A 26,921-nucleotide genomic window follows, 5' to 3' on the forward strand; every position below is an offset into this window, starting at 1 on the left:
ATCGTTATTAATCCACAGCCCGGTCATTGACCGGGCTGTTTGCTTTCAGGGCTGAGCCGCCTTTACGAAGCCATACCCATTTTTCGTAAGCGCCGGTACAAAGTATTGCGGCTGATCCCCAGCACTTTCGCGGTACGGGAAATATTGCCGTCGTTCGCGCGATAGGTATCCAGCAGGGTTTCTGAAATGGTGGCCTCAAGTTTACTGGCCGAACCTGAGGATTCATTCACCGTGGCGTCAGGTAATTGTGCCACCAGATGCTGAGGCAAATGCGCCTGTGTTAACTCGGCTTCGCCTTCTGCCAGCACCGCCGCGACTTTGAGCGTATTATCCAGCTCGCGAATGTTGCCGGGCCAATGGTAACTCGCCATCCGCGCTGCCAGTAACGGGCAGACAGACATAGCGGTGTCACAGTATTGCCGCAAAATGGCTTCCGTCAGTGCCGCTTTGTCCTGCCGCTCCCTTAAAGCCGGTAAGGTCAGAATCAGGCCATTGAGCCGATAGTACAAATCCTCGCGAAAATGGCCTTGTGCCACCGCTTCTGCCAGGTTTTTATGGGTTGCAGCTATGATGCGGATATCCACGCTTACCGGCTGATTCGCACCGACCGGGATCACTTCTTTTTCCTGCAAAACATGCAGCAGACGGGTTTGTGCCGTTAAAGGCATGTCTGCGATTTCATCCAGAAACAATATCCCTTTATCCGCTTGCCGTATGCGTCCTTGCTGTCCCTGGCGGCTTGCACCGGTAAAGGCACCCGGCACATACCCGAATAATTCAGATTCAATTAAAGAGGGCGGTAACGCACCGCAGTTAACGGCGACCAGTGGCGCATGCCGCCTTGAGCTGTGACGATGCAACTGTTTCACAAACTCGCCTTTACCTACCCCGGTTTCACCCAGCACCAATAAGCTGATGTCTTTCTCAATCAGCTTGCAGGCTTGCTGCCAGGCACGCTCTACCCTGTCATCACCATAGTGCAGCGGACAAGATGGCGACAAGGTATTGGCATGACGATAACCCGAAACTGAAGCCGGCATTATTCGGTGCTTCGCAAAAATCAGAGACTGAGCTTCGAACGCACCTTTCCGGGTATCGGCCATGATCTCATCCAGCTGGCGCCCCAATACTTGTGTCTGTCCCAACAGCCGCTCTGCCACCGTATTGTGAGCCAGTATCCGCCCCTCTTCATCCGCCACCAGGACTCCCTGCCAGCCTGTTTGCAGCAAGGCTTTGTCACAAGCTAAATCGATACGCATCATGGCATCAGGCAACTGACACAGCAGCGCATTCTCGATCAGTTGCACCATATTCTGTACCAGCAGCCGGGTTTGTTCGGAATGCACCTGCTGTTCACTGGTAATATCCAGCACACCGATCAACTCGCCGGCAGCACTGAACACAGGCCCGGCCGAACAGCTGATAAAGCGGTGCTGGCGGATAAAATGCTGGTCGCCAACCACTGTGATAAATTGCTTCTCGGTCAATGCATTACCTATCGCATTGGTTCCTTTTACCCCTTCCTGCCAGCAGACTCCGGACTCCAGTGATATGGCGGTGAGGCGTTTTTCAAAACGGACCTGTCCCCAGGCTTTTATGATCACGCCTTCAGTATCACCCAGCAACAGACGGCTGTTGGTTCCGGCAAAGACCTGATTAAACAGCGGCACGGCAAACTGTTCGACAAGCTCAATCAGCTTACCAGCCTGCGCACGCCGCTCGTCCAGCTGTTCATTGTTCAGCCGGATATTTTCCGGTGTTTTGCTCTCATTCAAACCCGCTAACTGGCAACGACGCCAGGAGTCAGTCAGCCAGTCTACCTGTGAAGTACTTGCTTGAGTCGGCATGTTCAAGTGTTCCATTTTGGTACAGTGTTCCACAGGTTACTGATAAATAACGGAACACTGGCAGCGGTCAGACACAATGATGCCGATGACAGCATCAATATTGAAAAATTTTATTAATCATAGCTTTACATTTATTTAACAACAAGTCTGCCCTGTTGGCCTGCAATTTGCCCTGTCTGTCATGAAGGCAAACAGCCTGAGTCAGACTATCACCATGAAAATATGGATAAAAAAACGCACTCTGACTCGTTAGCTCATCACATCAACAGGAAAGGGATATTGCTATGATCTACGCTCAACCAGGTTCCGCTGACGCTATCATCAATTTCAAGTCTCACTACGACAATTACATTGGCGGCAAGTGGGTTAAGCCGGTTTCCGGACAATATCTGGCGAATGTCTCGCCGGTTAACGGCAAGGAATACTGTCAGGTCGCCCGTTCCGGCGAGGCTGATATTGAGCTGGCTCTGGATGCCGCGCATGAAGTTCGCGCCCAATGGGCCAGCACCAGTGTGACAGAACGTTCCAACATTCTGCTGAAAATTGCCGATCGGATTGAAGCCAATCTGGAAATGCTGGCCGTGGCCGAATGCTGGGAAAATGGCAAGCCGGTGCGGGAAACCCTCGCCGCCGATCTGCCTCTGGTGGTGGATCACTTTCGCTATTTCGCCGGGTGTATCCGGGCGCAGGAAGGCTCAGCGGCAGAACTGGACGCCCATACTGCCAGCTACCATTTCCCTGAGCCTGTCGGTGTTGTCGGCCAGATCATTCCCTGGAATTTCCCTATGCTGATGGCCGCCTGGAAACTGGCGCCGGCCATGGCTGCTGGCTGCTGCGTGGTTCTGAAACCTGCAGAACAGACACCTACCTCCATTCTGGTGTTAATGGAAACCATAGGTGACCTGATCCCGGCTGGCGTGGTCAACGTTGTCAACGGCTATGGCAATGAAGCCGGTCAGGCGCTGGCCACCAGCAAGCGTATTGCCAAACTGGCCTTCACCGGCTCAACGGAAGTCGGTAATCACATTCTGAAATGTGCCGCCGATAATCTGATCCCTTCCACTGTTGAGCTGGGCGGCAAGTCACCCAATGTGTACTTTGAAGACATTTTCGATCACGAAGATGCCTATCTGGATAAATGTGTGGAAGGGTTACTGCTGGCATTCTTCAACCAAGGAGAAGTCTGCACCTGCCCGTCCCGCGTGCTGGTACAGGAGTCTGTCTATGATCAATTCATCGCTAAGGTCATAGAGCGGGCCAAGACCATTCAGCAAGGCAACCCACTCGACACTGAGACCCAAGTGGGCGCGCAGGTATCTCAGGAGCAATTCGATAAGATTCTGAGCTATCTCGAAATCGGGCGTCAGGAAGGGGCAGAAGTCCTGTTCGGTGGGGATATCGCCAGACAAAACGGAGAGCTTGCATCCGGTTATTACATTTCACCTACCCTGCTGAAAGGCCACAACAAGATGCGTGTGTTCCAGGAAGAGATCTTTGGCCCTGTGATAGCCATTACCACCTTCAAAGATGAAGCCGAAGCGCTGGCGATCGCTAATGACACCGAATACGGTCTGGGTGCAGGAGTCTGGACCCGGGATGCCAACCGCGCCTACCGGATGGGGCGAAGCATTGAAGCAGGCCGGATCTGGGTGAACTGCTATCATGCCTATCCGGCTCACGCTGCTTTCGGGGGCTACAAAAAATCCGGGATCGGCCGCGAAACCCACAAGATGATGCTGGATCATTACCAGAACACCAAAAACCTGCTGGTGAGCTATGATGTCAATCCGCTGGGTTTCTTCTGATACACAACTTTGCCTGAAACCATACCACTACTAAAGACGGTGGCTCAGGTGACAATAAAACAGCCGGCCTGGTGGCCGGCTGTTTTTATGTCGCCAGATCAATCTTACTTAATCAGCAAACGGACTTTTTCCAGATCTTCCGGGGTGTCTACCCCAGCCGGCGGTGGATCAATGGCAACATCAACGTGGATTTTTTCGCCGTGCCACAACACGCGCAGCTGCTCGAGCGACTCGATTTTCTCAAGCGTACTGGGCTCCCAGTTGATATAAGTATTGATAAAACCAGCCCGGTAGGCATAGATTCCGATATGACGCAGCAGGTTCTGATGGATCTCCTGCGGGCGCTTGGCAAAATTATCGCGATCCCACGGAATAGAGGCCCTGCTGAAATACAGCGCGTAACCGTTTTTATCCATCACCACTTTGACGGCATTCGGGTTAAACACTTCATCGGCATGGTCAATCTCAACCGCCAGGGTAGCCATAGGCGCGTCACTGCGGGCCAGATTATCCGCGACCTGACGAATGATGCTTGGCGGGATCATCGGCTCATCGCCCTGAACATTCACCACTATCTCGTCAGCAGCCAGTTGGTATTTCTCGACCACTTCCGCCAGACGTTCAGTGCCAGATTCATGATCCGCGCGCGTAAGACACACCTCGCCACCAAAGCTTGTCACCGCATCCGCGATGCGCTGATCATCCGTCGCCACAATGACCTGCCTGGCACCGGCCTTGCTGGCCTGCTCGTACACCCACTGGATCATCGGTTTGCCGGCGATATCTGCCAGCGGTTTGCCGGGTAAACGGGAAGATTGATAACGGGCCGGAATAATGACAGTGAATGCCATTACATCACCTCATCGGCACTCAAAGTGCGCGCTTCCGGCTCCAGCAGAACTGGAATGCCGTCATTAATCGGATAAGCCAGGCGATCAAATTTACAAATCAGTTCATTATTGTCTTTATCAAAGTGCAGTTTGCCTTTGCATACCGGACAAGCAACGATCTCAAGCAGACGGTGATCCATATTCTTCCTTCACTTCTATAATTTTGTTCAGCAGTTCAATTGACTGAGGCTCTGAAAGTTTGGCATCAACAGGCAGATACCACCAATTTTGCCGGGCAAATGCCTGACACTTCACCGCATCTTTTTCAGTCATCACCAGGTGTTCGCCTTGCTCTGCCAGCGCTGCCAGTTCACTGGCCTCAAAAGCCTGATGATCCGAAAAAGCCTGACAATGAACCGGGGTCACGCCCAGCGTGTTCAATGTGGCAAAAAAACGTGGCGGATGACCGATTCCAGCCATGGCCACGATATTTTGCAGGCTGTCTGGTGACCGGCGTTCGCCCGTCAGCAAATTCACCAGCTCACCGGGCTCAAGGCGCATGGCAATTTCGTTACGCCGGGCATCGCCACCATTGCAAATCAGAAAGTCGACCTCGTTCAATCGGTCGCAGCGCTCGCGCAGCGGCCCCATAGGGATCAACTGTGCATTACCGAAGCGACGATTACCATCGATGACGACAATTTCAATGTCTCTGGCGAGCGCGTAATGCTGAAGGCCGTCATCGGTGATAATGACATCGACGTCCTTTTCCAGCACTTTCACCGCGTCCGCCCTGTTTGGTGCAACTACAACAGGGGCACAGGTGCGACGGGCAATCAACACCGGCTCATCACCCGCTTCCGCCGTTGTTGTGCGCTCATTTAGGCGCAGCGGATAATGATCCGATTTACCGCCATAACCCCGGGATACCACGCCCACTGTCAAACCTTGCGCCTGAAGTTGTTCCACCAGCCAGATCACGACCGGCGTTTTACCGTTCCCGCCAGCAGTAATATTACCGACTACGACCACAGGAACGCGGGCACGGTATGCCACTTTTTTACCGGATTGGAAAGCATGGCGACGACGGCGGCTAATCCAGCCAAACAGCTTGCTTAATGGCCATAAGACAGGTGCCAGCGCCCACCCTGCCGGGTGGCGCTCAAACCAGATTTTTTCAATCAGATTTGCCATGAGACCCGCTCTGCTTATTCGCCAAACTGGATACGGTGCAGCTGCGCATAGGCACCGTCTTTTTCCAGCAGCGCGGCATGGACACCGCGTTCAATGATTTCACCTTCGTCCACCACCAGAATTTCATCGGCATTTTCAATAGTCGACAGGCGGTGAGCAATCACCAGCACGGTTTTGTCTTTCTGCAACTCATCCAATGCCGCCTGAATCGCGCGCTCAGATTCAGTGTCCAGCGCCGATGTGGCTTCATCGAGGATCAGTACAGGTGCATCACGTAACAGGGCACGGGCAATCGCGATCCGCTGGCGCTGACCACCGGATAAGCTGACGCCGTTTTCACCAATAATGGTATCCAGACCTTGGTCCATACCCTGAATAAAGTCCATGGCATAGGCCAGTTCAGCGGCTTTTTCTATATCTTTGCGGCTGTATTTATCACCACTGGCATAGGCGATATTGTTGGCGATGGTGTCGTTAAACAGGTGCACGTTCTGCGACACAATCGCCACCTGATCGCGCAGGTTTGCCAGTTTGTAATCATGGATATCACGCCCATCTATAGTAATCAGGCCAGAATCTATGTCATAGAAACGGGTGAGCAGATTAGCAATCGTACTTTTGCCCGAGCCCGAGCGGCCAACCAGAGCCAGCGTTTTACCTGCCGGTAAGTCAAAACTGACATTGCGCAGTGCAGGAGTATCTTTGGTCGGATAGGTAAAGGTGACATCTTTAAAGGCCACATCCCCTTTCACGCGCTGGGTTTCGTAAGTGCCGTGATCTTTTTCGGTTTCCAGCTCCAGGATGCCAAAAAGCGTCTGGCACGCCGCCATACCACGCTGAAACTGAGAAGTGACATTGGTCAGCGCTTTGAGTGGTCGCATCATGCCGAACATGGCGCCAAAGATCAGAGCAAAAGTACCGGGAGTCAGTTCACTGCGCAGACTTTCGGTATTGGCCAGGATCAACACAGCCACCAGCGCCATTGACGCAATCAGCTGAATAACAGGGTTGGCAATGGCCTGAGCCGACACCAGTTTCATGGTCTGCTGACGCATGCGGTTGCTGACTTGCTCGAAACGGTTTTTCTCAACCTGCTGGCCGCCATAGCTCAATACCACTTTGTGCCCTTTCAGCATCTGCTCGGCCGATGAGGTCACAGAGCCCATGGTGTCCTGCATATTTTTAGAAATAAGGCGAAAACGCTTTGAGACCACACGAATACTGACAGCCACCACCGGGGCAATCACCAGCAAAATGGCAGACAGCTGCCAGCTGTTCCAGAACATCATCCCCATCAGTGCGATAATGGTCGCGCCTTCCCGAACCAGGCTGACCAGCGCACCACTGGTTGCGGAGGCAACCTGCTCGGTGTCATAAGTAATTCTGGATAAGAGCGCGCCGGATGATTCTTTGTCAAAAAAACTGACCGGCATCGTCATGAAGTGGTTGAACACCTGCCGGCGCATATTCATTACAACATTGCCGGAGACCCAGGACAGGCAGTAAGTGGAAACAAAGCCGCTCAAACCACGAACCAGCATCAACCCCAGAAGATAAAAAGGCATCTTGGCCAGAAAGTTGGAGTCCACACTGTTCAGACCGCCAAAACTTTCATCCATCAGAGGTTTGATCATGGATAGCATTAATGCATCACTGGCTGCATTAATGATCAGCGCGATAACGGCAGCAATCAAACCCGCCTTATATAAGCTGATTGACGGCCAGAGTCGTTTGAACGTATCCCAGGTGGATTGATCGTTAGCTTGTATCATGTAAAACCGATTGTTATCTGTTAGTGGCGGTTATTCTACTCGTTAACGACTCATGCACCAAGTAAGTTACAAGGCTCTCGTGCTTCTTAAATCCTGAAAAGCGATGCTTTTTTATCCGTTCACACTCAGTTTGAGAGGCTCAATCACGGCCTGAAAAGCGGTTGATACCAATGTTGCCGGCTGTCTTTGCGATAACGGGTCACCGCCACTGCACCCTGTTCTATACGCATGCTGACCTGGCCGTCTTGTGCTGTATCCAGCCAGTGCAGCCCCTGCATCAGGTAACGATGCTTGACCTGCTCAGCCGGTAAAGCCCATGGGCTGTATTTCCCTGCAGAGACTAAGGCGTATGTCGCCTGCAAGGAATCTAACCAGGTCTGAGTGGACGATGAGTTACTGCCGTGGTGGGGCACCAGCAAGATATCCGCTTTCAGATCCGGCTCCAGCCTGGCGAGCAGCAATTCCGAAATGGCATCAATGTCACCGGTTAACAACAGCGATGTCTCAGATTCCGGGTTTAACCGCTGATCACTCACCTGTATCACGCAGGAATGCGGGTTGGCGGCTTTCGTTACCCTTTTCGGCGGCCAGAGCACCCTGAAGGTCAATCCCTGCCAGCGCCATAAGCGGCCGCGAACACAAGGCGCAAAGCCCTCGCGCTTGTCACTGCTGCGCAGCCAGGCCGGATTCAGACGTGCGATGACATCTGATGTCCCACCGGCATGATCGGCATCGGCATGACTGAGAATGAAACCGTCCAGATGGCGAATGCCCTGCCGTCTCAGTACCGGCTCAATAACCGAGAGGGCCATGCTTCCTTCCGGCCAGCTATTTCCGGTATCGTAAAGCACGGCTCGGCCCTGGCGCTGAATCAGTATCGCCAGCCCATGTCCGACATCCAGCATATCGACCTGCCAGCTGGCAGGATCAAGCGTTTGCGACTTGCTCCAGTCACTGACTCCCCACAGCGCCAGCACCAGACTCAACTGCAGACACAGAAAACGTCGCCAGGGCAGAAGCCAGCACAGCACAATACCCGTCACCATCGCCAGCAGGACGATAAACAGGCTTTCAGACAATGGCCACCAGGCCCCTTCCGCCAGACTTGCCAGGGCGATAACCGGATGCAGAGACCAGTCAGCTAACTGCCAGAACACACCTGAGAGGCCGGGCACTGTGATAGTGACCACGGCCAGCAGGACACAAGGTACAGTCACCAGACTGACCCAGGGCACTGCGAGCAGATTGATCAGCGGCGCCGCCAGCGAGATCCCGCCAAACCAGACCCACTGCAACGGCAGCATTAACCCCAGCAGTGCCAGTTGCAGCAGCACATAAACACGGACTGTTTCGCGCCATGGCACTCGGGCCTGCTCAGCCTGCTTTCGTCGCCGGATACCGCCAGTATTGGCCAGATACAGAACCAGCACAGCACCAAATGACAACCACATTCCGGCCGAGTAGGACGCCAGCGGGTTAAGTATCAGGCAACTGGTCAGTATCACAGACCATAATTGCAGTCCGCTCCACACCACACCGCAACGAATCATCAGCAGACATAAGACCGATGTCAGTAAGGCGCGCTGAGTGGGAATACTGAATCCGGCCAGCCAGGCATAGCCATACGCCAGCAATAACGCCAGCCAGAAGGGCAGCCAGAGCCAATGTCCGGACTCAGGCAAGGCACCCCGCACCCGGCTTCCGATGTTCCATCCCATCACCACAACCAGTCCGATATGCAGACCGGATATCGCCATAAGGTGAGCCAGTCCGCTGTCGCGCAGTATCGACCAGTCATCCTGATCTAAACCGTCTCTTTCGCCAAAACCGAGCGCTAACAGATAGGCCCGGTAGGTCAAACCCTCTGTTTGCCGCACCGCGCGATCAAACCAGCGCTGGCGCAAACTCATCGTGTCATTTTGCGATAACAACGTACCCGCAATGACTGTCCCAGTACCATGGATCCCGTTCCCCACCGCGTAACGCTCGGCATCAAATCCTGCGGTATTTGCCCGTCCGCTGGGGCGACGAACCCGGATATCCAGCTGATACCGTTGTCCTTGCTTGAGCTCCGTTACCGCCGGCCAGTCAAGCAATAAACGGAGTGCATCTTTTCGCACAAGATCGCGTTCCTTCACGCTCTCAGCAACAAAAATGAATCGCTTATCAAGAATATTATGATTAATTAGGCTGCGAACTTCGCCAACTATGGTAATATTCCCGCGCTCATGAGGAAGGCTATTGACTGCCTGGCTATAGTCAACAGCAGTTACCCAAGCCCAGAGCCCACCTATTGCGATCGCAAGAAACAAGTTGATACGCAAACAGAAAAATATCGCTCCACCTATAATCATGGCTGTAATAAACCATTTGTAGTCTGGTAAGGATTGCCAGTAGTGAAGTGACAAAACGCCAATGGATAAACCGGCTGTCATCTGAAACATCATGACAACCTGACGCTAACAGCCATTAAAAATAACGACCGACGATGCCAAGACAACTGATAAAACGTTTCTTGCCCAGCCCAGAGATGATTAAAAACCACAAGGCTTTGAAAGTTTTTGGTACTGTGCTGCATAACCCTAACCTGTGGTGTCTGAACCGCCGGTCCGCCTCTGGCGCCTTCGCGGTGGGACTGTTTATGGCATACGTCCCCTTACCCAGCCAGATGATCATGGCTGCAGGGTTAGCTATTCTGTTTGGCGTCAATCTGCCGCTTTCCGTTTCTCTGGTGTGGATTACCAATCCAATCACTATGCCAGTCATGTTCTACGCGGCCTACAAACTCGGGGCATGGCTGATGAACGTGCCCTACCAGCCTTTCCATTTCGAACTGTCCTGGGCCTTCCTTGAACAGCAGATGAGCCAGATTGGCCCGCCGTTTCTGCTGGGCTGTTTTGTCTGCGGGACGATTTGCGCATTGATTGGTTACTTCGGCATTCGCGGATTCTGGCGTTATTCTGTTGTCCGCAGCTGGAACCGCCGCCGCTTCCGCTAATCAACAGGCTCGGAATAAGCACCAGGGATTAACCATAAAAAAACCTCGCCAATGCGAGGTTTTTTTATAACGTATATTAATGGGATGCAGAAAAACACTGTCTGTTTGGAAGCCAGGTATTATCGATTACCGACTTTGCATCATGGGCATCAATACTTTTTCGGCCTGATTCACAGTACTCCGCCAATATAAGCGCCAATTTACCGACATTTATTTTGCACTTAATACCTGTGCGGGCTGAAGTGCACTCGCCCTGCGAGCCGGATACCAGGTTGCCAGCAGGCTCAGCACAATGGCTGTCACCATCACGATCACCACGTCATGCCATCTCAGCTCTGTAGGCAGGAAATTCACAAAGTAAATGTCACCTGATAAAAACGGATGACCAATCAGTTTTTCGACAAAACGCGCTATCGAAGTCAGGTTCAATGCGACCAATGCTCCAAGGCCTGCCCCGAGCAGGCTGCCAATCAGACCAGACAATAATCCATGCCAGACAAAGATCATTTTAACCAGACGATCACTAGCGCCCATGGTTCGCAAAATAGCGATATCTGCCGCTCTGTCTTTCACCGCCATCATCAGCGTTGAAACAATATTAAAGCAGGCTACCCCAATCACCAGTACCATCACCAGATACATGATGGTGCGCACCAGCTGGATATCACGATAAAGATAACCATACTTCTGGGTCCAGCTTTTTAAGTAGACATACACAGGTAAGGTATATCCGACTTCTTTCACTATGTTGGTGGCATCCAGCACCTGATCCACATTGATCGAAATACCTGAAACCCCTTCCCCCATGGCAAGGTAATCCTGGGCATCCTGCAGAGGTACCAAAGCAAAGTTATGGTCAATCTGACCGCCCAACGCCAGCACGCCGGCAACCTGCAGACGAATGCGCTTCGGCGCTTTGAGCTGATTTCCGCTATCACGGTTTGGCAACATGGCGGAGATCCAGTCACCCACCTGTATCCCGAGCAGATCCGCGACGCCCTGCCCAAGAATTATGTGTTTCTGACCTGCCTGAAAATCTTGCCACGCACCGTCTTTGACATAACCCGGCAAGGCGCTGACCCGGGTTTCCTGGACAGGATCGACCCCTCTGACTTCAACCGCTTTGAGCTGTGTGCCCTTTTCAAGCAAGGCAGTAAATTGCACATAAGGCGCTGCCGCTTTGACTCTGGGGTGCTTTTCAACGGTTTCCAGAACAGGTTGCCAGTCGGTGAATGGCGGCTTCACGGCTTCCAGCTCACCATGGGGGATCACCGCCAGTACCCGGTTTTGTAACTCACGCTCAAAACCATTCATTGCTGAGAGGCCAATCACAATAACCGCCACGCCCACTGCGATACCGAGAATAGAAGAGATTGAGATGAAAGAAACCAGTCGGTTCCGCTGCCGGGCCCGGCTAAAGCGGCTGCCGATAAAAAGAGACAGTGGTCGCATCAGGCCACCTCAAAGGCCGCCAACTGGCCATCCTGCATATGCAGACAACGATCAAGTTTGCCAGCCAGTTCATTATCATGCGTGACAACCAGAAAAGCGGTGCCCGATTCCTGATTCAGTTTGCGCATCAGATCGTAAATTTCCAATGCGGTTTTATGATCCAGATTCCCTGTCGGCTCATCCGCCAGTACCAGGGCCGGCTTATTCACCAGTGCCCGGGCAATAGCCACGCGCTGGCGCTCTCCGCCACTGAGCTCTGATGGCCTGTGGCTATATCGGTGGCTCAAGCCCACCTGGTCCAGAATCTGTCTGGCCTGCTCTTTGGCTGCCGCAGCTGAGACACCGCCTATCATCAAGGGCATAGCGACATTTTCTTCCGCAGAGAAATCAGACAGCAAATGGTGAAACTGATAGACAAAACCTATGTCCTGGTTGCGAACTCTGGCCTGTTTATTGGCACTCATGCCATTGAGTTTCTGGCCTTTGAAGTACACATCACCGGCCGTCGGCGCATCCAGCGCCCCCAGCAAATGCAGCAGGGTACTTTTGCCCGATCCCGATGATCCCACGATCGCCACCAGTTCCCCGGCTTCGATTTGCAGGCTGATATCATTCAGTACCTGGGTTTCCAATTGGGCTTCACGGTACACCTTGCTCAGATGCTGGCATACCAATAACGAATCACTCATAACGCAAGGCCTCAGCAGGACGGACAGCCGCCGCCCGATAAGAAGGGAAAAGGGTCGCCAGTAAACTCAGACAAATCGCCCCGATAATCACGATGGCAACCTGGAATGGCTTCACATCAACAGGTAACGAACCGCCTAAGCTCGCCAGATCAACGCCCAGCAGCGACAAAATACTATTAATATTCAACGCCAGCAGGGTGCCCAGTATGCCGCCGGTCACAGCACCTATCACACCACTACTGGCTCCCTGCACAATAAAGGTCAGCAATACCTGCTGACTGGTCATTCCCTGTGTTTTCAAAATAGCGACTTCAGCCTGTTTTTCCATCACCACCATGATCAGGGCCGAAATAATGTTAAAAGCCGCGACGCCAACCACCAGTCCCAGCATCAGCCCCATCATGTTCTTTTCCATTTTCACGGCCTGAAACAGCTCGCCGCGCTGATCCCGCCAGTCCGACCAACGAAAGCTATCGGGCAGATCAGACTGAGCGAGCGCTGTGACGCTAAAGGGATCATCGAGAAACAAGCGCCAGCCGGTGAAGGCTTCGGGTTTATACCGTAACAGACGGCCTGCATCGGCGATGTTGGTTAACACCAGCGATTTATCGACATCAGACCCGGTGAAATAGATGCCAGAGACAATAAAATTGCGCTGACTGGGAATGCGCCCCAGAGGGGTATAGACGCTGACACTGGTCACCATCAGGCGGACTTTATCCCCGACTTTGACCCCCAGTTGCTGCGCCATGCCATTACCAAGAATCACCCGATAACTGCCCGGTGTCAGATCAGCAACCTGCCCTTGCACCATGTGCGCAGCCAGCGGTTCATAGCCTTCCGGCTCTACACCCAGCATAGATCCGGCCGCCAGCGCACCTGCACTTTGCAATACCGCCTCAGCGCGGGTTAACGGCACCGCCCGGTTGACCTGAGGTAAAGCAGACAGCGCAGCAGGCGGCGCGTCAGGCTGAGTAAAGGGGCCATCCTGCTGGGTGATCAGTGCCTGCGGCAGCACTCCCAGAATGCGGTCTTTGAGCTGCTGCTCAAAACCATTCATCACAGAAATAACAATAATCAGCGCAAGCACACCTATGGTGATGCCTGCGGTGGACATAGCAGAGACAAAGCGGCTGAAGCGGTCACCCGAACGGCCTTTCAGGTAGCGCAGCCCAATAAAAATAGGCAATGGATGAAACATCATTCAGTCTGGAACCATCCTGTTAACAGTGGTCAAAAGCATACCTGCTGCTGGCTGTGATTACCATGCAACTTGGTCAATCTCATGTAAAAAGAGTGGCTAGAAATCAACCTGTTGAGACCTCTGGCTTGCCCGTTAGCCGATGCTAAGTGATAATCGAAGAATAGTTAACAAATCACGAGTGTGACATGAATCAGGACGAGTACTTTTCAGTCCATGCCGGGCTTACCATTAATGTTGAACCTTTGGGGGAACATGCTGTGCTGCCCGATGACGCCGAATTTCTGCGGGAAATTCCACCTCTGTTTCGTGTTGCCAGTGAATGTAGCGAGCTGGAAGGCAGTGCAGAAAAAATGCTGCAACAGGATAATAAGACAATGAACCGGCCGCTGCTGGATTATCTGGCGGCACAGAACAATAAAATAAACCTGCTGCTCTCTTTTGTGCTTTCACAGCAAGATGACCCAGCCCTGCGTCATACCACGCAAACCTTCGGGGCCAGCCAGCTGACTTACCTGGCAGAGCGGCCGCTCGAGATTGGTTGTCAGGCTCGTCTGAAACTGTTTCTTGATAATCCCCCTGCTGCCGTGTATTGCTATGCCAGTGTCAGTGAATGCCAGGCCAGGGAAGATAAGTTTGACATCACACTGCAGTACACCAGACTGCAGGAAGACGACAGGGATCTACTCATTCGTGCAGCTTTGCACATTCAACAAAAACTGCTGCGTCAACGTGCGCTGCAACGAAACGAAAGTCAATCATAGTCATGACAACACACACGCTATTTTCTCTACCTTTGCCGAACAAAGCCGGCGACAAGCGCTTTGTGGGAAATGTCTCCGGCGCCGCCCTGGCGGTTGCCATTGCCGAACTGGCGAAAAGCCACACAGGCCCGGTGCTGGCTGTAGTGCCTGATACACAGACGGCATTGCGCTTACAGCCTGAAATCAGCCAGTTCTCTCAGGCTGAGGTCAATATTTTCCCCGACTGGGAAACCCTGCCTTATGACAGTTTTTCGCCGCATCAGGACATCATTTCTGATCGTCTGGCCCGTTTATATCAACTGCCGACTCAGCAGGATGGTGTGCTGCTGGTTCCTGTCAGTACTTTGTTACAGCGCCTGACACCGCGCAGCTTTATTCACCAGCACGCCCTGCTGGTCAGCAAAGGGGATCGCCTGTCGCTGGAGAAGTTACGTCTGCAACTTGAAGCCGCCGGTTACCGCCATGTCGATCAGGTGATGGAACACGGTGAGTACGCCAGCCGCGGCTCACTGCTTGATCTCTTCCCGATGGGAAACAATGAGCCCTTCCGGATTGATTTCTTTGATGATGAAGTGGATTCGATTCGTCAGTTTGACCCGGAGTCGCAACTGTCGACCGGCGAGATCGACAATATTCACCTGCTGCCCGCACACGAGTTTCCGACCGATGAAGTGGCCGTGGAAAACTTCCGTATGCGCTGGCGTGAGCAATTCGAAGCCCGCCGGGAGCCGGAGTCCATCTATCAGCAGGTGAGCAAGCGCACCTGGCCGGCAGGGATTGAATACTGGCAGCCGCTGTTTTTCGATCACACCGATACCTTGTTTGATTATCTGCCTGATAACACGCTGTTACTGACCATAGGCGATCTGGACAACGCGGCGGAGCATTTTCTGCACGATGCCGAATACCGCTTTCAAGAGCGCCGTGTCGACCCGCTGCGCCCGCTTCTTGAACCTAAAGCCCTGTGGCTGACCACCGCAGAAATGTTCAGCGGATTTAAAACCCTGCCGCAGGTCAAGCTGAACAAAGCTCCGGAAGAAGACAAAGCCGGCCGGTTCAACCCGGCCATTTCGCCGGTGCCGGCGCTGACCATCAATCATCAGCTGAAAGAACCCTTATCGGCACTGCGTCAGTTTCAGGAAAGCTTCACCGGAAAAATCATCTTTTCCGTTGCCAGTGAAGGCCGCCGCGAAGCCTTGCTGGACTTGCTGGCCCGGATAAAACTGCGCCCTATGGTCTGTCACAGCCTTGAAGAGGCCATGGCAGCCGCCAGTCAGTACACTCTGGTGATTGGCGCCGCAGAGCAGGGTTTTATCCTCGATGAACCGGCTCTGGCTTTCATCTGTGAAAGTGATCTGCTGGGTGAACGTGTTATTCAGCGTCGTCGCCGTGAGGATAAGCGCACTGTCAGCTCAGATACCATTATCCGAAATCTGGCAGAGCTGAAAATTGGCCAGCCTGTGGTCCACCTTAACCATGGCATAGGCCGCTATCAGGGCTTGCAGACCCTCGAAGCCGGCGGCATTACCACTGAATACGTCACCCTGGAGTATCAGGGCGGGGCGAAACTCTATGTCCCCGTGGCATCCCTGCACCTTATCAGCCGCTATTCGGGAGGGGCTGAAGAAGCCGCCCCTATCCATAAACTGGGCAGTGAAAGCTGGCAGAAAGCCCGCAACAAAGCGGCGGAAAAAGTCCGTGATGTCGCGGCAGAGCTCCTGGATGTTTACGCCAAGCGCGAGCTGAAACCGGGTTTCAAATTTAAGCTCGATCGCGAAGCCTATGCCGATTTCTGTACCGGCTTCCCGTTCGAAGAAACCCACGATCAGGCCATGGCCATCAATGCCGTGCTGTCGGATATGTGCCAGGCCAAAGCCATGGATCGTCTGGTGTGTGGTGATGTCGGTTTCGGTAAAACCGAAGTCGCAATGCGTGCGGCCTTTGTGGCTGTCGATAACAGCAAGCAAGTCACAGTGCTGGTACCAACCACTTTGCTCGCGCAGCAGCATTTTGAAAATTTCCGTGACCGCTTTGCCAATACCCCGGTGCGTGTGGAAGTGCTGTCCCGCTTCAAAACAGCAAAAGAACAAAAAGCGATTATGGAAGATGTCGCTAAGGGAAAAATTGATATCCTGATCGGCACGCACAAGCTGCTCAACGCCGAAGTGAAGTATCAGGATCTCGGCCTGCTGATTGTCGATGAGGAGCACCGCTTCGGCGTCCGCCAGAAAGAAAAACTGAAATCGCTGCGCGCAGACGTCGACATTCTCACGCTCACCGCTACCCCGATTCCGCGTACGCTGAATATGGCCATGAGCGGCATGCGCGATCTGTCTATTATCGCGACCCCGCCTGCCCGGCGTCTGGCGATCAAAACCTTCGTTCGCGAGCGTGAAGACCTGATCATCCGTGAAGCCGTATTGCGGGAAATTATGCGCGGCGGGCAAGTGTATTTCCTGCACAACGACGTAGAAAGCATCGAAAAAACGGCGCAGGATCTGGCCGTTCTGATCCCTGAAGCACGTATCACTACCGCCCATGGACAGATGCGCGAACGTGAGCTGGAAAGAGTCATGAGCGACTTTTACCATCAGCGTTTTAACCTGCTGGTCTGTACGACCATCATAGAAACCGGAATTGACGTCCCGACAGCGAACACCATAGTGATCAACCGGGCTGATCATCTTGGCCTGGCCCAGTTGCATCAGCTGCGTGGTCGCGTTGGCCGTTCACACCACCAGGCCTATGCGTATCTGCTGACCCCGCATCCCAAGCGGATGACCAAAGACGCCGTGAAGCGCCTGGAGGCCATCGCGTCACTGGAAGATCTGGGCGCTGGCTTTACGCTGGCGACACACGATCTCGAAATACGCGGCGCCGGCGAACTGCTGGGCGATGAGCAATCGGGCCAGATCCAGTCGGTAGGTTTTACGCTGTTCATGGAAATGCTGGAACAGGCCGTCGAAGCACTCAAGGCCGGCAAAGAGCCGTCGCTGGATGACCTGCTGCGCGAGCAGACTGAAGTTGAGCTGCGATTACCGGCGCTGCTGCCGGAAGATTACATCCCGGATATCAATACGCGACTGTCCCTGTATAAACGTATTGCCAGTGCCGGCAATGAAGACGCCCTCGACGAGTTAAAAGTGGAGCTGATTGACCGCTTTGGCCTGTTACCGGACGCCGCCGCTAACCTGTTAACGCTCAATAAGCTGAAGCTGAAAGCGGCAAATCTGGGCCTTCGTCGCATAGAAGCCGGAGAAAAAGGCGGTTATTTTGAATTTACAGAAAATGCTGCCATTGACCCCGGTTTCCTGGTCGGTCTGTTACAATCACAGCCACAGCGATTCCGAATGGATGGTCCGACTAAGCTGAAGGTCACGGCAACACTGACGGACCGCCGTGAACGCATCAAGTATGTTGACGGCTTCCTAACACAATTAGCTGAAAACACCCTATAATGGCTGCATACCAGTGCGGAGTATAACCTTGAAAAATCTGATTTATTTGCTGCTGCTTGTCATCAGCCTGCCAAGTTTCGCAGCGCGACAATTTGACATTGAAGTCATTATCTTCAAGCGAAATATTGATCCGGGACAAACGGCTGAATCCTGGCCGGATCAGGCAGAGCCTCTGAATTACAGTGGCGCGGTGCGACTGAACAATATGGCGCAACTGGCAAACAGAGGCATTACGCCTATGCCGGCCAGCCGGTTTAAGCTGAGCGAACAGTATCAGCGCCTGAAGAGTCATGCCGGTTTCACCCCGCTTGCTCACTTTGGCTGGCGGCAGGGGGATCTCAGCAAAGCACAGGCACCGACTTTTCACTTCACCGCTGGCCGGGATTTCTCAGGTCAGTTTCTGCAAGACGGCACCTCGAAAGCCGAAGCGGCGCGCCGTGGCCTGAGCAGCAGTGAAATGACTGCACCACCCAGCTTTGATCTTGCGTCCGGTGAGGTCACGCCAGCAGAGCCTTCTCCGGCAGCAAGTAAGCCGCTGTATGAGCTTGAAGGGAAAATTCAGGTCTATGTGAATCACTTTCTTTTCACCAATACCCAGCTGGATTTACGTGAGCCCGGCCGCCGTGAAGTGGTTGTCGGCACCGAGCCATTAGACAGTCTGGATCCCAACCAGAGCGGCACGGTTCAGTACGGACAGCTGCAGGAAGTGAAAAAGAAAATAGAAGTTGAAGAATTCCTCAAAGCGTTCCGCTTTGACCAGCAGCGTAAAATGCGCAGCGGTGAAACCCATTATCTTGATCACCCGCTGATGGGGATGGTGGTACAAATCCGCCGCCTTGATTCAGAATAACAACATTTGCGAGGGGCCATCTGGCCCCTTTTTCCGGTTACTGTCTGCAGGAATCACCGATGAAGCTGGACTTCATGCTCACCACTCCCCGCCTTTACCTGCGCCCCTACAAAATTGCGGATGTCGATGACAACCTGTCCGCGGTACTGGAATCGCAGCCGGATTTATCGCCCTGGGTCGAGTGGTGTCATGATGGCTATGACCAACAGGATGCACACGCCTGGCTGTCGGCTTCTCAGATGAACTGGAAAATCGACAATGGCTATGAGCTGGCTATTTTTACCCGCCGTGACGACAAATTTTTAGGCACTGTGTGTCTGAATAATCTGTCTCAGCTCACCAATTCTGCTGAATTGGGCTATTGGATCCGAAGCAGTTGCCACCGTCAGGGTTATGCGACAGAAGCGATTGTCGCTCTGGCGCGTTTTGCGTTTGATACACTGGCACTGACCCGACTGGAAATCGTGGTCCACATCACTAATACCCCCAGCCAGAAAACCGCTGAACGCACAGGCGCCCTGTTCGAATCTCTGAGCCGTAACCGAATTTACACCCATGGCAAAGCCTGCGATGGCATGGTCTACGCACTGATCCCGCAGGACTTGGCACCTAAACGCCACCGGATAAGCTAAGATAGCCAAATAATCCTGGGATACTTGGCTATATTCATCAAAGACAAGACAAAAAAGGTAGGAATATCAGTGTTTAAAATTATTATCGCGATCATTATTATCGGCTTGGTAATTTTCTTCTTTCAACGCAGCCAGAACAATAAGCAGTTGGCGGTTCAAAATGCAGAAGAAGGCAAAGCCTTCCTTGAAGCCAATAAAAACCAGGAAGGTGTTAAAATCACAGCCTCCGGCTTGCAATATACTGTGCTGAAATCAGGCACGGGTACGGCACACCCCAAGCCATCAGACAAGGTAACTGTCCACTACCACGGCACCCTGATTGACGGCACTGTGTTTGATAGCTCTGTTGAGCGTGGCGAGCCGATCGCTTTCAACCTCAATCAGGTGATCAAAGGCTGGACCGAAGGGCTTCAACTGATGGTTGAAGGGGAAAAGGTGCGTTTGTTTATCCCGGCCGAACTGGCGTATGGTAACCGCTCTATGGGTAAAATCGGTCCCGGATCGGTGCTGATTTTCGATGTCGAATTATTAAAAATTAATTGATCCCCAAACCACCACCACCGCTGGGTACTGGCTTAGAGACAACAAAAAAACCGCCGTTGCAGGCGGTTTTTTATTGGGCGCCAGATCCAGGTGTCAGACACCTGGCACTGTCGCCTTAATGAAGTTTAAGGTTAGGACGCAACACGCGGTTAATCCGCCCAACCAGCATCATCAGACTGGTCTTAAAGAAACCGTGCAGCGCAATATGGTGCATCCGGTACAGTGAAATATACATCACGCGGGCAATGCGGCCTTCAATCATCATCGACCCTTTGGTCAGGTTACCCATCAGGCTCCCGACGGTAGAAAAACGGCTCAGGGAAACCAGCGAGCCATGATCCACAAAGACATAAGGCTTCTGCGCACGGTCTGTCAGCTTAGCGACAATATTTGAGAAGCAGCGACTGGCCATCTGATGCGCCGACTGTGCACGAGGCGGAACCAGGGTGCCGTCCTTTTGCGTACAGGCAGCCAGATCCCCAATCACATAAATATCATCGTCACGGGTAGTCTGCAGCGTGTCTTTCACCACCAGCTGGTTGATACGGTTGGTTTCCAGACCCGCAATATCTTTGATGAAATCCGGGGCTTTAATGCCCGCCGCCCAGACCATGAGTTTGGCCGGAATGTGCTGACCGTCTTTGGTTGTCAGACCGGTTTCATCTGCTTTAATCACCATGGTTGCTGTGTGCACTTTTACGCCCAGCTTAGTCAGCTCAGTGTGCGCGGCAGCTGAAATACGGGGCGGCAATGCAGGCAGAATGCGCTCACCGGCTTCAATCAGGTTGACATTCAGTCGTGAGCTGTCCAGATCACCAAAGCCGTACAAACGCAGTTCTTTCACGGCATTATGCAGCTCTGCAGACAGTTCCACCCCGGTAGCACCCGCACCGACAATGGCAATATCCACCGTTTTCTGCTCTTTGTGGGCATGCAGCTTCAGGAACTGATTATTCATTTCCGTTCTGAATTTATGTGCCTGCGCCGGATTGTCCAGGAAAATACAATGCTCTCGCACCCCGGGTGTATTGAAATCGTTACATTTCGAACCGATAGCCAGAACCAGGATGTCGTATTCAATCTCGCGCTCAGGGATCAGCAGTTCATCGTGCTCATCGTAAAGCGGGTGCAATGTGATGCTTTTGCGGTCGCGGTCAATGTCTTTCAGCGCGCCCAATTGAAAATCGAAATGATGGTTTTTGGCATGTGCGCGGTAGCTCAATGCGTCAACGCCTTCATCCAGCGAGCCGGTCGCCACTTCATGTAACAATGGTTTCCACAGATGACTGCTGTTCTTATCTACCAGGGTAACGTTTGCTTTTCGTTTACGGCCTAAGGTTCGCCCTAGTTTGGTGGCCAATTCCAGGCCTCCGGCACCGCCTCCAACTACGATAATTCTCGTCACAGTCTTTTTCCTCTAGTTTTTATAAATCTTGCACAAACCGGCAGGGACTTTGCCCTGCCAGGTAAAAATTCTGACTGACGTAGAGTTGGGCAGAGGATTGTTTCAATCCGTCTGCGGAGGGAGAGGCATATACTCAATTGGTTGCTTTAAATTGCTTTATTGCTTGTAAGTGCTGGGAGATTTTCTTGAATTTATGCGTTTGTGTATCGTCCCAGATCACTTGGTAATATGCGTCCAATGTTCTATTTATGGATCGATTATCTAACACTTCATCATTAGTTGAAAGTATACAGAGGCACTTCCCGGTATTTTTTTCTCTGAAATCAGACACGCATTTTGTTGCTATATCTTCGTACTCTTCAGGTCGGTCTATTTTCCCCTGCATATTTGTTTCAGGATGTAAATTCGGGTTAATGATTGCTTGCTTGATACCACAGAGAAAACCGATACGCTCAGCCCAGTAACCCCCTAACCCTACGCCACATATCAACGGATGCGCATCATCACTGGCAGCAATGAGCTTATCCACTTCTTTCAGCAAGTGTTGCATATCGTGTTTGGGATGAAATGTACTATAAGTCACTGCGCGAACATCGGGATCGATAAATTGCAGCTGAAGCACTTTTTCGTGGTTACCAGGGCTGGTGGAATCAAAACCATGCAGATAAATGATCATAGTAAAGCGGCTCCTGAAAAATGTCCGTATTAAGGTCAATAACTATACGGCATTCGCCTTTTACCCACAAAAATAAAGTGGTTAATCAGGCCGCTGGGCGGTTACTGTTGGATCAAGACGGCTATCTCTTTGCGCGTTTCGGTTAATTTATTCATCAGATACTGGCGCTGAGAAGCAGACAAACTCTGATTCAGCTGTGCCATTAAGGCAAACCGGCGCTGAAGGTATTGATCTAATTGAGACTGTACCGGTGCATAGCGAAGACCGACAATATCTTTTAATAACTTCTCGAGCCTGACATCAAATTCCGGACGGTGACGCTGCGACAATAACGCCAGCCATTGCTGATAAAGCCCGCTACGCGCAGAAAAAAAGACAGGTTCAATATCCAACTGGTGCTTTGCCAGTTGCTCAATAATGGTTTGCTGCTCATCCGTCAGTGAACCAATCCATTCCTTGCTGAATTTTTCAAACCTGGCGGTATAACGCTGAAGTTTCTCTTCCTGGCTTAACTTCTCTCTTTTGGTCCGAAGCTCATCCAAATCCTTGGTGATCTTACTGTTAATCTGGTCAATCTGGATATTACTCAGGTATCGCAGCAGGTTGGCCGCCGGCGGGGTAAAAACTGAAACACTCTGCTCTGCCAGTGCCGTAAAGCTATAGTGGTAGCTTTTTATCTGTTCTGAGGTCAGCGGGCGTTGCAGATCCTGCTGAAAATCAAGAATATGCTGATGCAGTTTTGGCAACTCCTGACGGCGGTGCACAGCCTGGGCCTGTAACAGCTCGCTTTCAAACCGGGATTCCTGCGTCGGAGTCAGGCTGACATAATCATCCAGATACCAGAAAATCCAATAGTTCATGGTGTTATAGGCAAGACGGGCGGCACATCCCGAGAGTAAAACCAACACACACAACAACAGTAACGGACGATGCCAACGAGCACAGGCTAAACTCACACGTACTTCCTCCGGAAACTGGCTGACAGGTTTACCCGACGATAGCTATCAGGCAGCAATCAATTTCGCTAACAATGCTTTTGCCTCAATACGATAGGTGTCATCCTGCCACAAATTTGCGCCAGCATAATACCAAAGCATAGCCAAGAAATCGCACCAGGGTAGCCACTGCTGCACTGCTTGTGAGACAAGATCCGGGTCGCCCCCCTGATAACGGCAGTAGTGCTGTGCGGTTGCCGCAACATCAAGATGGTTGGCCTGAACTGTCAGCGCCAGATCCAGCATAGGGTCACCGGCCGCCGCATACTCCCAGTCAATCACGGCCAGCTCTCCGCCCGGACGCTGAATAAGATTGTAAAACCCCAGATCATGATGGCAGCAGGTGTCAGGAAACCCACTTTGAGGGATATGACTGAAAAAATGTGCACATACCGATGCCAGTTCTTCCCCTTTATCCGCTGGTGAGATGGCAGCAAGATACTGTTCAGCCCGCTGACGCACGGCTAACCGCCAGCCGGGCAAAGGTAATCGGTGAATCCTGGTCTGCAAGGCCATCAGCACGGCTGGCGATGGGGAATGGGTACAGACATTCCCTTCTATCCATTCAACGAGTATACCAGCCGGCGTTTGTGCAATCGGATTCGGGGCAAACGGGCAAGACTGAATCGCTGATAACAGCTGATATTCATGATGACGGTTAACGCCGAATGCCTGACTGGCCGGGCTGACAGGACGCCAGACCGCTTGCACATCAGACGATGAAGAGGATTGCAGGACAAGCTGCCAGCACCGGTTGCTGAGCCCGCCTCCTACAGGGCGGGCATTCAGCACATCAAAACCAGCAATGCGGGAGAATGGCCATTCATCCGGCTGAAGAAACGATGAGCCAGGCACTTACCAGCCCAGCAAGCGTTTGGCTTCCTGCTTACGGATTTCAGTTTCATCCGCCCACTCAATCAGGCCGGTTTCCAGATCCATCAGGCGCATAGTCATTTTGTAATACACGTCTTTATCGCTGCCTGACTGCTTCACGATACTGGCAAGATTGCCGTACATCATGTATTCCGCGCCAACCATCTTGCCAAACTGAATCGCCGTGCTTTGATTAACCAGTTCATCGTTGTTCTGGAAGTTCAGTTGCTTACGAACAGCTTCCACACGTGTCATATCGACAAAACGGAACTTGCCTGAGTTGAGCATTCGCGTGCTGATTGAATCGGTAATAGATTCTGTATCAATGTGCTCGCTGGTTTTATTTTTGATGCTGTCCACCACTATGATTGGACGCTTACCGGCAGTGATCGCGCCCACTGAGCCAGATGCCAGCATGCTGTCTGTCATGTTTTCCGCAATCTTTTGCAGGTCAGTCGAGCCGAATTCAGAGGTCGTGGTTTCTACCCCCTGAGCATCTCCATAAGTTACCTGTTTTGCACAACCACCCATCAGGGCAGCAATTCCCACTAAAGCTATGGCGCGTTTCTTCATTTCTAACCCTTAATCGGTTTTATCATTCTTGGAATACTGGGGTGATTTCAGTCAGCCCGCTACATTTGCTTACCAGGTACTGGTCGCTTCACGGATATAAATACGGTAATTGGTGACATCCGCGCTCTTCGCCATGGCTTTGATTGTCATGGTGTCTTTACCGTGCAGTACGAACTGCCGCCACGGGCTTTCACTGCCACTGACTTCCAGACCTTTGGCATCGTACCAGTAAAAACGGTACTGCAGCTTAATATCAGTATCTGACTTGCTGTTTACCGGTACACCGGCCTGAAGCAAACCATTCTGACGCGAGACAATGGCTTTTTCTATCCCAATCTGGTTAGCCAGAGAAGGGTTAGCAATGACCACATACTGGTTACTGCTATCAATACTGATACCAGAGGTTGTGGTATCCGCACAGGCTGCCATCATCACAGTTAACAGTATTGCCGCAAAATATTTCATCAGTTTCCTCCTAATAACACCGACCAGCCACTCATTGACTGGCCCTGTCGGGAAATCCAGACCATAGTGGTACGGCCTGGTTTAACCTCAGCATCCACCGACCTGCCCTGCCATTGAATCTGATGGCTGCCGGGAGGCAGGTCTTCCTGGTACAAAGCAACCTGAGCAGGCAGCGTCTGCCAGCTTCTTGTATCCGGTTGCTCTGTTAATGTATTGAATATATTAGCCAAAACATTACCGACTTCATCACCGTTCCGCGCCGCCGACTGCCTGACCTGCTCTTTGGCAATCACTCGCAGGCTCTGGCGCAATACCCGTACTGGCAGGGTTTCGTTCAGGTTCTGTTTCGCCATCTGATCGACATTGACCAAAGGCGGTACAGTCAGTAACCGGTTGTTAAGGCTGAGTTTACCCGGCAATACTGCCGGACGCGGCGGATAATGCGGCAGTGCCAGATTGTAAAGCACACTCTGACCCTGGCTGTTATAGAGCCAAAGCGGCAAACGCCAGCCTTCGGGAGCCTGTACCACACCCTGTTCATCTAAAATAATCAGGCGACCAGTTCCGGACTGAGGTGATTGCCAGGGGCCATACTTTTTGGCCAACAACTGCTGATCATCTGTCATGCTCAGTCGCTCAGCCAATCTTTGCACCGCCTCTGCCACATAAGGATTATCAGGAGCGACCGCTAACGCCCGTTTGAAATCAATATAAGCATCATTCAGATTGCCGTCCGCTTCATACAGCATGCCTGACAGATAGAACAAATAGCCGTTCTGCACCGCTGCCAGCGTCTGCCCGGCATTGGGGTAACGCGCGAGCACCGAGCCGATATTGTCTGCCAGCCCCTCTTTTCGCAGCTGACTTTCTACCGAAGCTAACTCAGATTCACGCTGCTGTCTGGCCGCTTCCTGCACCTGATTCGCTCTGCGCATTTCAACCAGCGCACCATTCAGGTCCCGATTATGAATGTAGTTCAGCGCAAGATATAAATGCAAAAATCCCAGTTCATAATCAGAGGCTTGGTAGCTGATCATATTGTCATTGGTGAACAATGCCCCAGCCTGATTCAACCCTTCAGACACCTGAATCCGGGCAGCGTTTTGCTGCTCTTTAACCGCGTTGTCCGATTTCTGCAGCGCAGCAAAGCTGGCCGTGTAATCGCCTGCCAGCAACGTCAGCCTGCCCCGCTCCATGCCGTCGAGAATCGCCCCTGCCGGCTCATCAGGCAAGCTGTCTAATGCGCCCTGAATCTGGCCTTGATACAAAGCCTGTCTGCTCGATTTGATGCTGGCACTGTAATGGCTGAACAGACTGTGCCCGGATAAATTGGCACAGCCTGAGAGAATAAACGCGCAAAAAAAGACAAGAGTGATATGCCGGAAATGTTTTTTCATTCGATCCTGTTTGTCATCTGGCCGTCGACAAAATCTCTGCTGCCGACAAACCATGAAGATTAACCGTCTTAACCAACCAGCATCGGGCCGAGCGGTCGTCCACCCAACAGGTGCATATGAACGTGATACACTTCCTGTCCACCATGAGGATTACAGTTCACAATCAGGCGATAACCGTCTTCTGCAATCCCTTCTGCTTCTGCCAGTTTGCGGGCAACGGTAAACAAACGCCCCATCATCGCTTCATCTTCCGCTTCCACATGGTTCACAGTAGGAACCAGCTTGTTAGGAATGATCAGGATATGGCTTGGTGCACGGGGGTTAATATCGCGAAATGCAGTAACCAGATCATCCTGATACACCACATCAGCCGGGATTTCCTTACGGATTATTTTGCTGAAGATCGTTTCTTCTGCCATGACTTTCTCCATCTTTTGATTTTCACTATTGCCGAGTATGCGTGAGTCGCGTAATCAGAGCAATATTGAACGTCGTTTTAAAC

24 protein-coding genes are annotated in these 26,921 nt (G+C 52.2%); 7 read left to right on the top strand and 17 right to left on the bottom strand.

Annotated elements, in window-relative coordinates; translation table 11 throughout:
• Window positions 1-62 precede the first annotated feature (62 nt).
• Complete coding sequence (locus H511_RS0116470; protein ID WP_027253296.1) at window positions 63-1,847, bottom strand: sigma-54-dependent Fis family transcriptional regulator; 1,785 nt, start codon at window positions 1,845-1,847, stop codon at window positions 63-65.
• Between the two features lie 284 nt (window positions 1,848-2,131).
• Between H511_RS0116470 and exaC the strand changes: the two genes are divergently transcribed.
• Window positions 2,132-3,652 carry an acetaldehyde dehydrogenase ExaC gene (gene exaC, locus H511_RS0116475; protein ID WP_027253297.1) on the top strand — a complete coding sequence of 507 codons (1,521 nt, stop codon included), beginning with the start codon at window positions 2,132-2,134 and terminating at the stop codon, window positions 3,650-3,652.
• A 104-nt stretch (window positions 3,653-3,756) separates the two neighbouring features.
• On the opposite strand, the gene kdsB is transcribed toward exaC, so the two are convergent.
• The 5 genes from kdsB to H511_RS0116500 form a co-directional block, all read right to left on the bottom strand.
• Window positions 3,757-4,503: a 3-deoxy-manno-octulosonate cytidylyltransferase gene (gene kdsB / locus H511_RS0116480; protein ID WP_027253298.1), complete on the bottom strand. Its 747-nt coding sequence runs from the start codon at window positions 4,501-4,503 to the stop codon at window positions 3,757-3,759.
• Window positions 4,503-4,682, bottom strand: coding sequence for a Trm112 family protein (locus H511_RS0116485; protein WP_027253299.1), 180 nt, complete (start codon window positions 4,680-4,682; stop codon window positions 4,503-4,505). Before H511_RS0116485 ends, kdsB begins: the two co-directional genes overlap by 1 nt.
• On the bottom strand, window positions 4,663-5,676 hold the full coding sequence (gene lpxK / locus H511_RS0116490) for a tetraacyldisaccharide 4'-kinase (RefSeq protein WP_027253300.1): 1,014 nt from the start codon (window positions 5,674-5,676) through the stop codon (window positions 4,663-4,665). Before lpxK ends, H511_RS0116485 begins: the two co-directional genes overlap by 20 nt.
• A gap of 14 nt (window positions 5,677-5,690) precedes the next feature.
• Window positions 5,691-7,448, bottom strand: a complete 1,758-nt coding sequence (gene msbA / locus H511_RS0116495; protein WP_027253301.1) for a lipid A ABC transporter ATP-binding protein/permease MsbA — start codon at window positions 7,446-7,448, stop codon at window positions 5,691-5,693.
• 143 nt (window positions 7,449-7,591) lie between these two features.
• Complete coding sequence (locus H511_RS0116500) at window positions 7,592-9,895, bottom strand: DNA internalization-related competence protein ComEC/Rec2 (RefSeq protein WP_338091553.1); 2,304 nt, start codon at window positions 9,893-9,895, stop codon at window positions 7,592-7,594.
• 41 nt (window positions 9,896-9,936) lie between these two features.
• Between H511_RS0116500 and H511_RS0116505 the strand changes: the two genes are divergently transcribed.
• Complete coding sequence (locus tag H511_RS0116505; RefSeq protein ID WP_027253303.1) at window positions 9,937-10,446, top strand: DUF2062 domain-containing protein; 510 nt, start codon at window positions 9,937-9,939, stop codon at window positions 10,444-10,446.
• 210 nt (window positions 10,447-10,656) lie between these two features.
• Here H511_RS0116505 and lolE read toward each other — a convergent pair whose 3' ends face one another.
• Genes lolE through lolC form a run of 3 tightly spaced genes read right to left on the bottom strand, consistent with a single transcriptional unit; the run spans window position 10,657 to window position 13,788 of the window.
• Complete coding sequence (gene lolE / locus H511_RS0116510; protein ID WP_027253304.1) at window positions 10,657-11,901, bottom strand: lipoprotein-releasing ABC transporter permease subunit LolE; 1,245 nt, start codon at window positions 11,899-11,901, stop codon at window positions 10,657-10,659.
• Window positions 11,898-12,587: a lipoprotein-releasing ABC transporter ATP-binding protein LolD gene (lolD, locus tag H511_RS0116515; RefSeq protein ID WP_027253305.1), complete on the bottom strand. Its 690-nt coding sequence runs from the start codon at window positions 12,585-12,587 to the stop codon at window positions 11,898-11,900. Before lolD ends, lolE begins: the two co-directional genes overlap by 4 nt.
• Window positions 12,580-13,788 (bottom strand): lipoprotein-releasing ABC transporter permease subunit LolC, encoded by a 1,209-nt coding sequence (gene lolC / locus H511_RS0116520; protein ID WP_027253306.1) that lies wholly within the window; start codon window positions 13,786-13,788, stop codon window positions 12,580-12,582. Before lolC ends, lolD begins: the two co-directional genes overlap by 8 nt.
• 188 nt (window positions 13,789-13,976) lie before the next feature.
• On the opposite strand from lolC, the gene H511_RS0116525 reads away from it, so the two are divergent.
• From H511_RS0116525 to H511_RS0116545, 5 genes are all read left to right on the top strand, one after another.
• Entirely contained in the window at window positions 13,977-14,552 is a 576-nt protein-coding gene (locus tag H511_RS0116525) for a hypothetical protein (RefSeq protein WP_027253307.1), read from the top strand.
• Window positions 14,553-14,554: 2 nt separating this feature from the next.
• Window positions 14,555-18,010, top strand: a complete 3,456-nt coding sequence (gene mfd, locus H511_RS0116530; RefSeq protein ID WP_027253308.1) for a transcription-repair coupling factor — start codon at window positions 14,555-14,557, stop codon at window positions 18,008-18,010.
• Window positions 18,011-18,038: 28 nt separating this feature from the next.
• Window positions 18,039-18,860: a peptidoglycan binding protein CsiV gene (locus tag H511_RS0116535; RefSeq protein ID WP_027253309.1), complete on the top strand. Its 822-nt coding sequence runs from the start codon at window positions 18,039-18,041 to the stop codon at window positions 18,858-18,860.
• Window positions 18,861-18,919: 59 nt separating this feature from the next.
• A complete protein-coding gene (locus tag H511_RS0116540; RefSeq protein ID WP_027253310.1) occupies window positions 18,920-19,492 on the top strand; it encodes a GNAT family N-acetyltransferase in 573 nt (190 codons plus the stop codon).
• Between the two features lie 69 nt (window positions 19,493-19,561).
• Window positions 19,562-20,035, top strand: coding sequence for a BamJ family beta-barrel-assembly machinery protein (locus tag H511_RS0116545; RefSeq protein ID WP_027253311.1), 474 nt, complete (start codon window positions 19,562-19,564; stop codon window positions 20,033-20,035).
• Between the two features lie 115 nt (window positions 20,036-20,150).
• Here H511_RS0116545 and H511_RS0116550 read toward each other — a convergent pair whose 3' ends face one another.
• The 8 genes from H511_RS0116550 to hinT form a co-directional block, all read right to left on the bottom strand.
• The gene (locus H511_RS0116550; RefSeq protein ID WP_027253312.1) at window positions 20,151-21,440 is read right to left on the bottom strand and encodes an NAD(P)/FAD-dependent oxidoreductase; all 1,290 of its coding nucleotides are present in this window, start codon (window positions 21,438-21,440) and stop codon (window positions 20,151-20,153) included.
• 133 nt (window positions 21,441-21,573) lie between these two features.
• On the bottom strand, window positions 21,574-22,116 hold the full coding sequence (ycfP, locus tag H511_RS0116555; protein WP_027253313.1) for an alpha/beta hydrolase YcfP: 543 nt from the start codon (window positions 22,114-22,116) through the stop codon (window positions 21,574-21,576).
• Window positions 22,117-22,217: 101 nt separating this feature from the next.
• Complete coding sequence (locus H511_RS23690; protein WP_051288284.1) at window positions 22,218-23,072, bottom strand: DUF6279 family lipoprotein; 855 nt, start codon at window positions 23,070-23,072, stop codon at window positions 22,218-22,220.
• 48 nt (window positions 23,073-23,120) lie between these two features.
• Window positions 23,121-23,966, bottom strand: coding sequence for a phosphotransferase (locus H511_RS23695; protein WP_051288285.1), 846 nt, complete (start codon window positions 23,964-23,966; stop codon window positions 23,121-23,123).
• Complete coding sequence (gene lpoB, locus H511_RS0116570; RefSeq protein WP_027253314.1) at window positions 23,967-24,557, bottom strand: penicillin-binding protein activator LpoB; 591 nt, start codon at window positions 24,555-24,557, stop codon at window positions 23,967-23,969.
• A 69-nt stretch (window positions 24,558-24,626) separates the two neighbouring features.
• Window positions 24,627-25,022 carry a YcfL family putative periplasmic lipoprotein gene (locus H511_RS0116575; protein ID WP_027253315.1) on the bottom strand — a complete coding sequence of 132 codons (396 nt, stop codon included), beginning with the start codon at window positions 25,020-25,022 and terminating at the stop codon, window positions 24,627-24,629.
• On the bottom strand, window positions 25,022-26,419 hold the full coding sequence (locus tag H511_RS0116580; RefSeq protein ID WP_036759865.1) for a COG3014 family protein: 1,398 nt from the start codon (window positions 26,417-26,419) through the stop codon (window positions 25,022-25,024). The genes H511_RS0116575 and H511_RS0116580 overlap by 1 nt, the downstream gene beginning before the upstream one ends.
• Window positions 26,420-26,487: 68 nt before the next feature.
• A complete protein-coding gene (hinT, locus tag H511_RS0116585; RefSeq protein WP_027253317.1) occupies window positions 26,488-26,838 on the bottom strand; it encodes a purine nucleoside phosphoramidase in 351 nt (116 codons plus the stop codon).
• Between the last annotated feature and the right edge of the window lie 83 nt (window positions 26,839-26,921).

It is taken from the genome of Photobacterium halotolerans DSM 18316, assembly GCF_000425165.1.
Classification (GTDB): domain Bacteria; phylum Pseudomonadota; class Gammaproteobacteria; order Enterobacterales; family Vibrionaceae; genus Photobacterium; species Photobacterium halotolerans.